Here is a 12,606-nt window from a genome sequence, read left to right as displayed (position 1 = left end):
AAGACGTGTCTTTGAAGCAATCGCAAACCCAATCTGCTCCCTCACCTGAGGCAAGCAACACGTTCCCTGTCACATCGCGAATTCTGGCCGGTATTGCGCTTGGCCTCCTGCTCTTTGCAGGGGCCGGCGGATGGGCGGCGACGACCCAGCTGCAAGGCGCGATCATCGCATCAGGCGTCATCAAGGTCGATCGGAACCTGAAGTCGATCCAGCATCGGGATGGCGGGATCGTCAGTGAAATCGCGGTCAAGGAAGGGGATGTCGTGAGCAAGGGGCAGGTCATGCTGCGCCTCGACGATGCCCAGACACGCGCCGAATTGTCCATCGTCAAGACGCAGCTCATCGAGCTGGCGGCACGCCAGGCGCGCCTGATCGCCGAGCGGGACAATCAGGATGAACTCATTTTTGAGCCGGCGTTCAGCGCCGAATTCCCCCTTATCTCATCCGGTGAGCGGCGATTGTTCGATGGAAATCGTCGCAACAGGCAAAACCAGAAACAGCAGCTTCAGTACGGAATATCCCAACTTGAGGAGGAACTGAAAGGCCTCGTCGCGCAGCATGCAGCAAAGGCCGACGAACTCGATCTCGTGAGGACCGAACATATCAAGATCAAAGGTCTGGCGGAAAAGAAGCTCGTCGACACTTCCCGCAAATACGTGATCGATCGCGAACTCGCGAAGCTGACGGGAGAGAGTGGGGAGATCCAGGCCAATATTGCACGATCGAGAGCACGGATGAGTGAGATTCAGATCCAGATCATTGCCATCGATGAAGCTGCGCGCACCGAGGCGCAACGAGAGCTAAGCGTCGTCGAACCGAAGCTATCCGAATTGCGGGAACGACGTGTCGCTGTCGAAGACCGGCTATCACGGACCGATATTCGGGCGCCACTGGCCGGGACAGTGAACGAGCTTTTCGTCCATACGATCGGCGGCGTCATTACGCCGGCTGAAAAACTGGTGACGCTGGTGCCGGTCGACGCTTCACTAAAGATAGAGGCGAGGCTCTCGCCTACCGATATCGACCAGGTTTTCATCGGCCAGGACGCCAGGATGCGCTTCTCCGCCTTCAACCAGCGTGCAACGCCGGAGCTTGACGGCAGCATCGCTTATGTCTCCGCAGCCACCAGCACAGATGCAGCAACAGGCCAGATATTTTACCTTGTCGACGTAGCCGTGACCGCAACCGAGCTCGCAAAACTTGGAAACAGGAAGCTTCTTCCCGGCATGCCTGTCGAAGTCTTCGTCTCGACTAAAGAGCGAACAGCGATGTCGTTCCTCGCGAAGCCGCTCAGTGATCAGTTCAACCGGGCGTTTCGCGAGGAATAGTTCTTTATTCGATCGCCGAGCCGCCTGGAGCGACGGGACGCATCTCGCCTTCGTTCGCCCCGGCGTCCTGAAATTCCAACTTCATGTCACAGCAGGAAATAGGCAGGTGGCGACCGGATGATCAGTACCCCGGGACCTTGGTCGGTGAAGCCGCCAGACTGAGGTCCTATACGGGGAGCAGCTTTAAGAACCGAGCTGTTTAGCGGTTGGTGGCGCCGAGAGGCGACGACCGGACTTGGCAAGAGAATGATCTACCAGGATCCAAAAACTGCGAGCTTTGCCGTACCGATCATCACAATCCTGCGGGCGATGGCGCGTGCTGCTCTTGATCTTGCAAACCGACCCGGGTTCCGCCAGCAAGGAAGGATCTTCGTTGAGGTCCAGCAGCCTGCGATCGCCCGCATCGCCGATGAAGTGCCGGCCGGGACGCGCCTGCAGGCAATTATCGAGGTCGATGACGAAATGGTGGAGCAGCCACTCTTTTCGGCGGGTTCACTCGACGTCCGTTGGCGGCATCGCGCCGCTAGTAGTTTGCGAGCACAAGGTGGATGTAAGCCCACTAAGTCTTGCGTTGCCGCGCCAAGAGCTCAATCCTGTTGTTGCTCATTACTTGGCTCGGATAGATGACAGTAGGCCCATTCGAACGCTTCGTCGATTGCGGCAAACTTCACAGCCTGCCAATGTCGATAGTCGCGGATCAGCTCTGCTCCAAGCCAGAAATCACCGCTGTTGCTGGAGAGGTTCCATCCACAAGTCTCAAGCAAGTGAGCGCGATCGAAAAGGCGCCGCGCATGGGTCCGGGAGATAGCGTAGCGCTTGAAGAACTCTCCGATGCGCAAAGGACCAATAGATATGCGCGGCTCCAGTTCCCTTTCCGGGGGTAAGCGAGACATCAGGTCATGCAGGATGTTGCTGCCGGAAGCAGTTCGGACGAAGGCGTCCACCGTCTGCGGAGGGCTGGTCCAGTTTGGATCGTGAAAGAGGCTTTCGGACATTCTTGGCTGCGCATACCAAAGCAAGCGCCGATCGGCTGATGATCGTGCGAATCGCGTGCCCCGATCGAGCATGTCGAGTGATTTCAAATGTTCGTTGAACCATTCGCGGATCAAGGTTTCGGCAGTTTCGGAAATTCTGAGCTGGCGAACGCGCCTGTCCCCGCTCTCATGAGTATCAACCAAGAGACCGTAATTGCGCATCTCTGCGAGATGTGCGAACGCCGTGTTCTTGGAGGCAACTTTACTCTCAGCGATGAGGGCGTTCAGTTTGGCGGCCGTAAGGCCCGGATGAGACGGCGACGTGACACGCTGAAAATGAAAAGCCAGAATTGACTGTGTCAGCAACCATCGTTTCATATCTGCGGTGTAGCGGACGATACGAGGTGCGGCATCGTGCATGGCAATAAGCTTCAGCGCGGCATCCTTTAGGGCGAGAGCGTAAAAGCGATTTTCCAAAATTGCTTCGACTGTCAAAACCGTCGGCGCATTCGTGGCGGAGCGCATTGCGGTCGATATGAAACTCAACGGATATCTCCAAGCAAGGATGAATTGGGCAAGCTACGGCCTGAGCGACTGTTTGCGCCCACGGCGTAGTTTATGCCACTGACGCGCTCGCAGGGTTTCGTGTTCACGTGCACTTTCCTTGGACGCTGGGCCAAACCGATTTCGCCAACTTTCAGCCGCCAGCACTCGGCCATCTCCTGCTGCACTATGTCCCTTAAAAAAGAATTGTAAAATATAGCTAATCTGTTGATTTCCACTAGGAACTGACCCGGCATTTCCATCGGAGATCTGGCTCTTACTCATATTTCCTGCTGTTGGGTGTGACGCTTTTGCTGATCCAATGGCGGGTCAGATGAGTTGGCATCGATTCGAGTGAAACGAGGCTTTGGAGGCTTGGAACCATCACGCTTCGGTGGATCGTAACTCCGCTCCTCGGGGGCGACTATTCGGGCGCGCGTGAAACATGCGGCGAAATCATGTACGGTTTGTAGCGCGGAGTTCATGTTGGGAGCCAAGACATGGAGCGCAAATTCTCTGCAATCCTGGCCGCCGTTGTGGTCAGATACTCAGCACTTATGGACAAAGACGTCGCGGGAACCTTTGACCATCTTTGAGTGCGACGCACTGAGCTTTTTGAACCCGGGATTGCTGGGAATCATCGGCGGATTTCAAGCTCATGGGCGACGGTCTTCTGGCAGAGAAATCTCGTCATTATCTTCGAAAGGGAACGTTATGGTTCATTTGCTTTCGGTCAACGTCGGCCTGCCACGCGATGTCGAGTGGCAGGGGAGGCTGGTGAATACGGCGATTTGGAAGACGCCGGTCAAAGGACCTTGCATGGTGCGCCGCCTCAATATCGACGGCGACGGCCAGGCGGATCGCGCTGGCCACGGTGGCGAGAACCGCGCAGTTTATGTCTATCAGATGGATTCCTACCGGTATTGGGAGGAACATCTGGGCCGACGTGATTTCGTCTACGGTCAGTTCGGCGAGAACTTCACGGTCGACGGTCTTCCGGACGCTGAAGTTTGCATCGGCGACCGCTACCGCATCGGCGACGCTGTCTTCGAGGTGAGCCAGCCTCGCGTCACGTGCTATCGGCTCGGTATTCGGATGGAGCTGCCGGAAATGGCTGCCCTGCTGGTTTCGCACGGGAGACCGGGATTCTACCTCCGTGTCCTGAAGGAAGGAAAAGTTCAGGAGGGTGACGAAGTCGAACACGTGGCATCGGCAGAGGACGGTATGACGGTCGCCGCCATCAACGATCTTCTCTACAAGCCTGGTCACCCGCGCGATCGATTGGAACGTGCATTGCGGATCACCGCATTAAGTCCCGGTTGGCGTCGCTCGTTTCAGTCCTTGCTGGAGCAATCTCCAAAAAACGGGGCTTCGCCTGGAAACGCTGGCCTTACGGGGGTGAAGCACCCCGAGCCGGCGTGGGAGGGATTTCGCTCGTTCAAGGTGTCGCGCATGTCGCTCGAGAGTGAAAGCGTCAAGTCTCTTGAGCTCGAGCCGACGGATGGAAAGCGGCTGCCCGACTTCCTTCCAGGACAGTTCATCGTGCTCGGTTTCCAGCCCAGAGGGGCTCCTCTCTTGCTGCGGAGCTATTCCCTGTCGGGCCAGTCAAATCGCGCCTATTACAGAGTGAGCATCAAGCGGGAAGCTCACGGCGCAGCCAGCGCCTATGTCAATGACGAGCTGGGCCTCGGCGAGGTGGTGCAGGTAAGCGCTCCGCGCGGCAGCTTTACGCTGGCCGAGGGCGAAACGCCGATCGTCCTCCTCAGCGCGGGTATTGGCGCGACGCCCGTCCTTGCCATGCTCCACGCCCTGGCAGTCGATCGCTCGGGCAGAAAAATCTTGTGGCTCTATGGCGCACGGAATGGACGAGAACATCCGTTTGCGGACGAAGTGAGAGGGCTACTACAAATCCTTCCGGATGCCCAAAGCCTTGTCTGCTACAGCGCACCCGATCCGGCCGATAAGTCAGGTATTGACTACGACAGACGATCTCGCCTCGATCTGGCGGTCATCCAGTCGCCGGGCCTGCCGCTGGGCGGCGACTTCTATCTCTGCGGGCCGGCAAGCTTCATGGACGATCTTGCCGCAGGGATTGAGAAGCTCGGAGTGGAGCGAGGCAGAATTCATACCGAAATGTTCGGATCGGCCTCGTCGATCACTCCAGGGATCGCGGCCTCGCCGAGCCGGCAAACGCATCAGCCGGACGGGCCTCCCGGTGAAGGCGCCTTGATCTCGTTTGCCCGCAGTGGTCTTAGCGCCGCCTGGAACCCGAAATTCAACAATCTGCTGGAGTTCGCGGAGGCATGCGACGTGCCCGTGCGCTGGTCGTGCAGGACAGGCGTCTGCCACACCTGCGAGACCGGATTGATTTCCGGTGCAGTGTGCTACCGTCCCGATCCGATCGATGCCCCGGCGGACGGTAATATGCTCCTGTGCTGCTCGCAGCCGAAAGGCGAGCTCGTCATCGATATGTGACAGAGCCGGGATGCGATAAGATACTGTGACCGAGCAGTTTTCGCCGATTGCGGGCGATCACTCAGGAAAGCGCCGGATACTTTCCAAGCGTCGGGGCCGCTGTCCGGTAGTGCTTGTCTTCAGTCGCGGCAGCTTCTGCCCTACGGATCGTCGCCAAGCGGAGGGACGACTTCAGCCTCACCTGCGAGATGGAGGTGGCTATAAAAGGATGGTGACGGTCAGCACCGACGCCGGCTGGTTCGCTGCACCCGAAACCGCGCCAATGTGGCTGCCTTGGCGAAAGAAAGTGCGGAAGGCTTAGTCCTCGATCACCTCGATCTCTGGCCGGCCAGCGAGCGTCAATCGCAGGCGGCCGCGGTCGGCACGTTCCAGTTTGATCGGCCCGGCCTTTTCCTCCAGCCGCCGGCGCAGCAGGATCAGCCGGGTCTCCAGGTTGTCCTTGAAATCCGGCAGCTGCAAGCGCCGGTCGCGGCGGATCTCGCGGTTCAGAAACTCCTGTTTGCCGCTACGGGTGTAGTCTTGGAGAAAGTGCAGCAGCAGCCGCCCCGGCACGCCGCGGATTAGGTAGTCGTCGTCGACGAACAGCGAGCCATCGCGCTGGTAGAAGCGCACCGCAATCCGCCGACCGGCCGGCACCTGCTCCACCTGTGGGCCGGCCCCGTCGCGCCGGCCCGTCTCGGCCCGCTCGCGCTCATCGGACAAGAAGGAGAGGGCGGTGGCGAGGTGCGCCGCCACTACCGTCAGCGCCTCCTCGTCGCGGTGCCGAAAGGTGAAGCGTTCCGTCGACTCCAGGAAAAGCACGCCGACGAGCCTCGAGTGCGCCACCAGCGGCAGAGCGATCTGGCTCAGCGGCTTTTCGAGAGCCGGCAGCGGGATGGAGGCGGTGTCCTCGATACCGGCCATAACCCGCACCGCCTGGACGTAACGCTGGCCGCGGCTGAGATCGGTGATCCGGACGGCGCTCCTGCGCTCGGCGGCGACCCCGATGATGCCGCTCCCGGCCGCAACCTCGGCGCCGAAGCCGAACTGCTCGTAGCCACGGCTGGCAATCGTCGTCAGGTCCCCGCGTTCACCGTCCGGCACCAGGACTATGGAGTGGCCATAGCCGAAGTGCTCGGCCAGCCCCTCAAGCGTCATGTCAAGCAGCGTTTCGGGGTCGACGCAGCCCGACATCCACGCCGCAAGCCTCGCCACCTTGCCCATCAGGTCGGGCAGCACCAGGGGCTCGGGCGCGACGAGCGGATTGGCGGCCGGGACCGGCTGGCAGTCCTCCACCCGGTAAATGTCGAGGGCGCGCAGCTTCATGATCCCGCTCATCCGGCTTTCGAGGATCGCGAGATGGACTGCCACGCGTTCGAAGGCCTCGCCCTCCGTCTCCGAGCGCTCGAAAACAAGGTCGAGCACGTGTTGCTGGCCGCTATAGCCGTCGACCACCATGACGGTCGCGAGCCCGTTGCGTGCCACGTTGGTGGCGGTCTTGGAGAAGAACTGGTTGGAAAGCGCCACATGTGTCTCGTCGAGATAGTGTACGTGCGAGAGGTAGGAGACGTTGGGCATGCCGTTGGCATCGGTGGTGGCGATAACGGAGGGGATAACGCCTTCGAAACTGTCGCGCAGCCGCTCGAGAGGGATCATGCCATGGTTTCCGGCGTCAGCCTGCGTCCGGCCCCCGGCCCCGGCGTCTGCTCGAAGACTTCCTGCGGCTCAATCGTCAGGCAGACAAGATCCTGGTCGGACAGCGTGCTGGAAAGCTGCATGCGGGTGACCCCGAGCGCTAGCATGCGCGCCAGCTGCTCGGCGACATAGGCTTCGCCCAGCGTCTGGCAGGCGGCGTCCGCGGGTCCGGCATCCAGGATCTGGCCCTTGATTTGACAGGCCTTGTAATCGGCCGCCCGAACAAAGGTCGTGGCAATCGGTCGTCCGACCAACGCCTCGCCCACGGCCTTCGGCCACTGGCAGCGCGAGGCAAGAAATTGCAGATATCCGCTCGACCGGTCTAAACGTACGCCTGACCCGCGGCCGATCATTGGTCGGCCGCTCCCGTCGCGCGTCGCAAACAGCATCATGACGGGGCTTTCGATGAATTCCGCGAGTTTCGAGCCCAGCAATGCTTTTCTCCCTGCTACGAAGTCACATTAAGTAGATAGTATATTCTTAGCAATCGCGACTATCGCTTAGGATGGTTTTAGGAAGCTCTTCGCAGGTACTTCGACTATCCCCTCCCCATCGCCCGGCGCACAGAGACGCGGCGCCGGCTAAAGAGAGGAAAACCAGTCATGAGCCACGAATTTTCGCTTACCAGCATTCCCGATCTCAATGGCCGCTACGATATCTACGGCGCCGTCCACAAGGGCCTGCGCAAGGCCGGCTGTGACCTGCTCGGACGCCTCGGCACGGCCGATTTCCACAATGCCGAGGAGACCGGCTTTCTGATCGAGGACCTGCGCCACTACCTGATGCTCGCCGCCTCCCACGTCGGTCATGAAGATGACCACATCCACGAAGCGCTCGCCGCCAAGGGTCTCTCCACCACCACGCTCGACGAACAGCACGACGATCACCGCACTGCCTTCCGTGAACTGGAAGAACTCGTCGTCGCCTGGGAAAATGCCTGGCCGCTGCACAAGCCGGCCTGCGGGCGTAAGCTTTACCTCGCCTTCGCCGCTTACATCGCCGACGACTTCGCGCATATGCACGAGGAGGAAGCGGTGACCGGGCCGCTTCTGTGGCGCAACTTCACCGACGATGAAATGCTGGGTATCGAGATGCGTATCATCGCTTCCCTGCCGCCGGAAAAGAGCATGGCCTTTATGCGCATCATGATCCCGGCGATCAATCCGGCCGAACGTGCTGCTCTGCTCGGAGCCATGAAGAAGGATGCGCCACCGGAAGTCTTCCAAGCGGTCATCGATTTCGCCGTCCGCCCCGCCCTTTCGGTCGGCGACTTCGCGCAGCTCGCCGGCGCATTGCAGCTGGCAGCCTGAAAGGCCGGCAGCGGGCGACAGAAGGCTCGCCCGCTGCCGGTCCAGAATTTCCGGAGAAGACCTATGTGCAAACCAAATGGCGAAGTCGCCATCCCGGCCGTATGTCCCCATCGCGGCGATTGCCGTCACTGTCCCATGCTGTACGCGGTCGCGGCCGAGGAGGTAGCCGAGCGGGTTGATGCGCTCGTCCGGCTAAAACCTCCGACGCCTCACGACCGCCTCGTCTGGAACAGGGAAGACCCGACCGTCGCCCGTGACGACACCATCGATATCGCAATGTCACTGGCGCGGCTTGGGAGGTGAGAGAAGCGCTGGCGATCAATCGATCCAAGTCGCGTCGAACCGGAACGGTCGCTGTTTGGGCCGTCGACTAGAATCCCTTCAAAGCGGGCAGGGCCATACGTGACCCCGAACGATTTATGCGATACCGATGCTGGCCATCACCTAAATCGTCTGCGATGGAATACGGCCACTTGCCGCCATCGGGCACTTTCTCAGCGGTGACGAACAATGTGCTGCCCTTGACGTGGGCCGAGCAACTCGAGGATCCATGTTCCGGATGCGACGCACTCGCGTACCTACTCAGCGGCCACATTTTCGTGCGAAGCGTTGCCAGGTTCGAGGAAAAAACGCACCATCTCATTTGTTGCGTCCGGCCCGCGCTGGTCTGTGTACGATCCGCGAGCGTCGCCGCCGAACCAGGCATGCCCGGCGCCTTCGACAAGCCAGTATTCTAGCGCCGGCAACCCTTGCGCATTTGTAACAATTTTTCTGGTGTAGGCACGCTTACCGGGGGAGCGGCCGGTATGAGTTTGAATTGTCCTGGTGGGTTCTGGCGGAATGGCCGCCGCGACTATCCGCTCAGCATTTGAGGGATGGACCGTGCGGTCTGCACCACCCTGAAACACGATCGTGCGAACCTCCGGTGTGGAGCGGTAGCGGGGTTTTGGATCAGATATGACAGGCGCATCTCCTCGCATGACGGAGAAGGCTGACATGACGTCGTTTGCCGAACCGCAGGCCAGTCCGGAATGAATGCCCACGGCGCTGTAAAGATCGGGATACGTCTCGCTCATAACCGCGGCCATGGCGCCGCCGGCTGACAGTCCCGCAACAAAAACCCGACTGCGATCGAGGTGGAATTCCGCCATGATCTCCGCGGTAATTCCAGCAATGATCGATGGCTCCCCTGCACCGCGCGTCTGATCAGAGGGCCTGAACCAGTTCCAGCAGGATGAGGCGTTGTCCGATCCGGTCTGGTGGGGATAGGCAACGAGGAGGCCATGCGCCTCAGCAACGGCGTTCATGCCCGTGCCCGTGGCGAAGTCGCCTGGGTCTTGTTTGCAGCCGTGGAGCATGACGACCAATCCCAGTGGCTGGCCCTGTTTGGATGCCGGTATATAGAGTTTGTAACTTCGGATGCCGGCCGCGCAGGCATAGGATCGTGCCAGAAATCGCGCCCCGGACGGCACAGCAGCAGAGAGTTCAGGTTTCGTCGGTTCGTGCAGACCCAGGCCCGGCACGGAAGCGAATGCGCCAGAGCCTCCCCGTCCCTCGCGTAGGATGCTGAGTGTCTCGCCAAGGGGCTTTCGCAGCCGATTAAATCCAACACCGTCAAGCGGGTTCGTGGCTCCGGCTGCTTGCGGTGTTTCAGGCTCGATGATCTCGGCGTTCGGATCTATCTGAAAAGGTTTCGAATGATGCGCTCGTGCAGCGTCCGAGATGTCGGGTTCCGTTAAGGCATGAGCGCCGGAGATCGGTCGGCGAGCGAGTGCATCCTGGATCACGCGGGTTGCCTCGGCGAGATTGAAGGATCGCGTCAACGACGTCGCACGCCTCATGGCAATGAGGAAATTGTTCATCGGATGTCCTTGTGGTCGGGCCTTAGCCTAGCGAATACGTTCGGCCAATGCCGATTTCAGTTCCGCACTCGCCTGAAGCGCGCCAAGTACGGTGATCGATTCAATTGTCGCAAGAGCGAGTTCGGGTGTGACGTCCGGGGCGATCCGGGCCAGTCCAAGCACCCTGATCTCCAGCTTTTCTCCAGCGGTCTTCATCGCTTCCAGATCAGCCTTGCTGTAATCCCTTAGGCCGAGTTCCAGCGTTTGCCTGATGGTGGATTGTTTGACAGCCTCACTCTCGCCGGCGAGCTGGTTTCGGATCGCTGTTCGTATGAAATCGCTGCGATTGGAATAAAAGCCCTCCTGCACGAGGAGGTCGATACGACCAAGATCGACATAGCCGAGATTGATCGTGATTTTTTCCGACTCGCTATTTTTGTCGCGAAGCTTGTAAACGCCGTCAGACATCATTCGCTACCATCCACATGGATGCCATATGGATGTTCCCTGGATGGTTTGCAAGGCCATCAATCACAAACCTCAAAAATAACCAGGCGCCAACCGTGAATGTTTGGTAGAGATCGCTCGGACCTTCATTCTGACCCTCAAGGGCTGATCGGTCCTGCTTCCCATGTTTGCGATAAATCCTATTGTTGAGGCGACGGTTGGCCCGTTCCACCGCCGGAAGGGCGGGATTTTCGCCGTCATCTGGATTTTGCAATCGCGCCGGCCCCTAGTTATTTTTGGAATATATCAAAAGCTTGGAACAAGCCTTCGCGGATGGTGTTACCGAGCATGGATAAAGAGCAGCTCGACAAGATCCCGGAGCCCATCGCACTCGTCGTGGATGACGAACCGTTGATACGGATGGATATCGCCGCCATCATTTCCGATGCCGGATATCATGTCGTAGAGGCGGCCACGGCTGACGAAGCTCTGGCGTTTCTCGAGAAATATAGCTCGCTCCAGCTACTCTTCACGGACGTGCAGACGGGTAGTGATCTCGACGGCTTTGAACTGGCAAGGAAGATCGCCGAGCGGTGGCCGAATATAGAGGTCGTCGTCGCGTCCGGAGCGAGAGTGCCGAAGGAGGGCGAGCTCCCGGGCAATGCGAGCTTCATACGCAAGCCGTTTTCCGCCGAGACCGTTCTTGAAACATTGCAGGAGCACTTTCCGGATGGACCAAGCAAATCCTGAGTATCGCCCTGCTCAGACTATGGGGCGAGGCGCTCGCGCTGTTTGTTGGACCTGCGCTGACGCGACTATAGGGGCATCGTCAATGTGAATCGTGTCTCGGACTCGTGCGAATTTACGGAAAGCTTTCCGCCGTGCACTCTGGCGATCTCGCTCGCTATGTAGAGACCAAGACCCAAACCCTGCTGGCTGCTTCTGACTTCGCCCCGGAAAAAGGGCCGAAACAGTGTCGTCTTCACCTCGTCTGATATCGGCTCGCCACTGTTGGCGACCCAGAGTTCCAGACGGCCTCTTGTCGTCGTCGCGCCGATTTCGATGGGTTTCTTGCGGTCGCCATGCGTCACTGCGTTCCCGATCAGGTTCGAAAGAAGCTGGGAAATTCGGGAATGATCGCAGCGGACGTCGCGATCGAGCTCGAAATCAGTGCGGATATCCAGATCTGGGTGCACTGAACGGATCTCTTCGACGACATTTTCCAGAACAGGGCGCAAGGGCGCACCTGTCACGACGTCCAGTTTCAATCCGTCTCCTAAGCGGGCTCTTGCGAAATCAAGTACGTTGTCGACGAGATCGCGCATGCGGATGGTACTCGACTGCATAAGCCCAAGAACGTCGCGGCTTTCCGAACTCATCCCCGCCGCCCGACTTAGGCGTCTGATCCCCGCCATCATCGAAGCGATTGGATTTCGCAAATCGTGGCCAAGAACGGCAACGAACTGCTCTCGGACGACCGAGAGCTCGCGCTCCTCGGCAAGGTCGACCTGCGCCTGAACGAGATCGGCATTGTTATCCAAGTTGCTGGCAATTAGTTTGGCGAATAGCCGGAACATCCCGATCGTCTCGGAATTGTCGACCTTGTGAGGTGCCGGGTCGATCGCACAGAGCGTTCCAAAGAAGCTGCCGTCGCGTCTGATGATCGGCACGGAGATATAGCTTTTCAGGCCGTAGATCGCAGGCGTGTGATGGTCGCGATATTGGAGGCTCTCGTCGACGTCGTCGATGACAACGAGATCGTGACTTTGCCTAATCTCGTGGCAGATCGTCGACTCAACCTTGAGCTCCCCGCCAGCCTTCAGCCCGAAATCGACAGTATCGAGGATGGCGCATGCAATCCAGCGACTGTCCGTCACCCGAGCGACCGCAGCAAACCCCATCCCGGTTGTCTTGCAGATGACTTCGAGGATCGTCGGCACCTCTGCCATCCGGCCGATAGCCTGGACGTCTGCCTGGATGTCATCCATGGCATCGCTCCTTCTGTAAGCCCTGT

At 59.3% G+C, this 12,606-nt stretch carries 13 protein-coding genes and 1 pseudogene; 7 read left to right on the top strand and 7 right to left on the bottom strand.

Going from position 1 to position 12,606, the window contains the following annotated elements:
* Positions 1–5: 5 nt before the first annotated feature.
* Both AB8B33_RS32135 and AB8B33_RS32130 read left to right on the top strand, forming a co-directional pair.
* The gene (locus AB8B33_RS32135; protein ID WP_439018463.1) at positions 6–1,328 is read left to right on the top strand and encodes an HlyD family type I secretion periplasmic adaptor subunit; all 1,323 of its coding nucleotides are present in this window, start codon (positions 6–8) and stop codon (positions 1,326–1,328) included.
* A gap of 246 nt (positions 1,329–1,574) precedes the next feature.
* Positions 1,575–1,955: an SIP domain-containing protein gene (locus AB8B33_RS32130; protein ID WP_439018462.1), complete on the top strand. Its 381-nt coding sequence runs from the start codon at positions 1,575–1,577 to the stop codon at positions 1,953–1,955.
* On the opposite strand, the gene AB8B33_RS32125 is transcribed toward AB8B33_RS32130, so the two are convergent.
* The gene (locus AB8B33_RS32125) at positions 1,916–2,848 is read right to left on the bottom strand and encodes a hypothetical protein (protein WP_439018461.1); all 933 of its coding nucleotides are present in this window, start codon (positions 2,846–2,848) and stop codon (positions 1,916–1,918) included. The genes AB8B33_RS32130 and AB8B33_RS32125 overlap by 40 nt on opposite strands.
* A gap of 497 nt (positions 2,849–3,345) precedes the next feature.
* Between AB8B33_RS32125 and AB8B33_RS32120 the strand changes: the two are divergent.
* Together AB8B33_RS32120 and AB8B33_RS32115 are read left to right on the top strand one after the other, a co-directional pair.
* A pseudogene (locus tag AB8B33_RS32120) lies at positions 3,346–3,527 on the top strand (adenylate/guanylate cyclase domain-containing protein); the annotation flags it as partial.
* 32 nt (positions 3,528–3,559) lie between these two features.
* Positions 3,560–5,320 (top strand): MOSC domain-containing protein, encoded by a 1,761-nt coding sequence (locus AB8B33_RS32115; RefSeq protein ID WP_439018460.1) that lies wholly within the window; start codon positions 3,560–3,562, stop codon positions 5,318–5,320.
* Positions 5,321–5,617: 297 nt separating this feature from the next.
* Here the strand turns inward: AB8B33_RS32115 and AB8B33_RS32110 are convergent, their stop codons facing one another.
* Both AB8B33_RS32110 and AB8B33_RS32105 read right to left on the bottom strand, forming a co-directional pair.
* Entirely contained in the window at positions 5,618–6,955 is a 1,338-nt protein-coding gene (locus AB8B33_RS32110) for a GAF domain-containing protein (protein WP_439018459.1), read from the bottom strand.
* Positions 6,952–7,428 carry a hypothetical protein gene (locus tag AB8B33_RS32105; RefSeq protein WP_439018458.1) on the bottom strand — a complete coding sequence of 159 codons (477 nt, stop codon included), beginning with the start codon at positions 7,426–7,428 and terminating at the stop codon, positions 6,952–6,954. Before AB8B33_RS32105 ends, AB8B33_RS32110 begins: the two co-directional genes overlap by 4 nt.
* A gap of 168 nt (positions 7,429–7,596) precedes the next feature.
* Here AB8B33_RS32105 and AB8B33_RS32100 point away from each other — a divergent pair, with 168 nt between their 5' ends.
* Together AB8B33_RS32100 and AB8B33_RS32095 are read left to right on the top strand one after the other, a co-directional pair.
* Positions 7,597–8,304, top strand: coding sequence for a hypothetical protein (locus AB8B33_RS32100; RefSeq protein ID WP_439018457.1), 708 nt, complete (start codon positions 7,597–7,599; stop codon positions 8,302–8,304).
* Positions 8,305–8,367: 63 nt separating this feature from the next.
* Positions 8,368–8,607: a hypothetical protein gene (locus tag AB8B33_RS32095; RefSeq protein ID WP_310381160.1), complete on the top strand. Its 240-nt coding sequence runs from the start codon at positions 8,368–8,370 to the stop codon at positions 8,605–8,607.
* A gap of 275 nt (positions 8,608–8,882) precedes the next feature.
* On the opposite strand, the gene AB8B33_RS32090 is transcribed toward AB8B33_RS32095, so the two are convergent.
* Genes AB8B33_RS32090 through AB8B33_RS32080 form a run of 3 tightly spaced genes read right to left on the bottom strand, consistent with a single transcriptional unit; the run spans position 8,883 to position 10,866 of the window.
* Positions 8,883–10,166, bottom strand: a complete 1,284-nt coding sequence (locus AB8B33_RS32090; protein WP_439018456.1) for an extracellular catalytic domain type 1 short-chain-length polyhydroxyalkanoate depolymerase — start codon at positions 10,164–10,166, stop codon at positions 8,883–8,885.
* Between the two features lie 27 nt (positions 10,167–10,193).
* Entirely contained in the window at positions 10,194–10,613 is a 420-nt protein-coding gene (locus AB8B33_RS32085) for a CopG family transcriptional regulator (RefSeq protein ID WP_439018455.1), read from the bottom strand.
* Positions 10,606–10,866, bottom strand: coding sequence for a hypothetical protein (locus AB8B33_RS32080; RefSeq protein WP_439018454.1), 261 nt, complete (start codon positions 10,864–10,866; stop codon positions 10,606–10,608). Before AB8B33_RS32080 ends, AB8B33_RS32085 begins: the two co-directional genes overlap by 8 nt.
* Before the next feature lie 74 nt (positions 10,867–10,940).
* Here AB8B33_RS32080 and AB8B33_RS32075 point away from each other — a divergent pair, with 74 nt between their 5' ends.
* Entirely contained in the window at positions 10,941–11,342 is a 402-nt protein-coding gene (locus AB8B33_RS32075; RefSeq protein ID WP_439018453.1) for a response regulator, read from the top strand.
* Between the two features lie 65 nt (positions 11,343–11,407).
* Here AB8B33_RS32075 and AB8B33_RS32070 read toward each other — a convergent pair whose 3' ends face one another.
* Positions 11,408–12,580, bottom strand: coding sequence for a GAF domain-containing sensor histidine kinase (locus AB8B33_RS32070; protein WP_439018452.1), 1,173 nt, complete (start codon positions 12,578–12,580; stop codon positions 11,408–11,410).
* Between the last annotated feature and the right edge of the window lie 26 nt (positions 12,581–12,606).

Source organism: Rhizobium sp. 768_B6_N1_8 (assembly GCF_051811225.1).
GTDB lineage: Bacteria > Pseudomonadota > Alphaproteobacteria > Rhizobiales > Rhizobiaceae > Rhizobium.
This window is presented reverse-complemented; position numbering and strand designations above follow the sequence as displayed.

Bases quoted from the DNA above. Each gene is read 5' to 3' on its own strand.
- AB8B33_RS32130 (WP_439018462.1), top strand. From the start codon at position 1,575: ATGATCTACCAGGATCCAAAAACTGCGAGCTTTGCCGTACCGATCATC.
- AB8B33_RS32115 (WP_439018460.1), top strand. From the start codon at position 3,560: ATGGTTCATTTGCTTTCGGTCAACGTCGGCCTGCCACGCGATGTCGAG.
- AB8B33_RS32110 (WP_439018459.1), bottom strand. From the start codon at position 6,955: ATGATCCCTCTCGAGCGGCTGCGCGACAGTTTCGAAGGCGTTATCCCC.
- AB8B33_RS32100 (WP_439018457.1), top strand. From the start codon at position 7,597: ATGAGCCACGAATTTTCGCTTACCAGCATTCCCGATCTCAATGGCCGC.
- AB8B33_RS32095 (WP_310381160.1), top strand. From the start codon at position 8,368: ATGTGCAAACCAAATGGCGAAGTCGCCATCCCGGCCGTATGTCCCCAT.
- AB8B33_RS32090 (WP_439018456.1), bottom strand. From the start codon at position 10,166: ATGAACAATTTCCTCATTGCCATGAGGCGTGCGACGTCGTTGACGCGA.
- AB8B33_RS32085 (WP_439018455.1), bottom strand. From the start codon at position 10,613: ATGTCTGACGGCGTTTACAAGCTTCGCGACAAAAATAGCGAGTCGGAA.
- AB8B33_RS32075 (WP_439018453.1), top strand. From the start codon at position 10,941: ATGGATAAAGAGCAGCTCGACAAGATCCCGGAGCCCATCGCACTCGTC.
- AB8B33_RS32070 (WP_439018452.1), bottom strand. From the start codon at position 12,580: ATGGATGACATCCAGGCAGACGTCCAGGCTATCGGCCGGATGGCAGAG.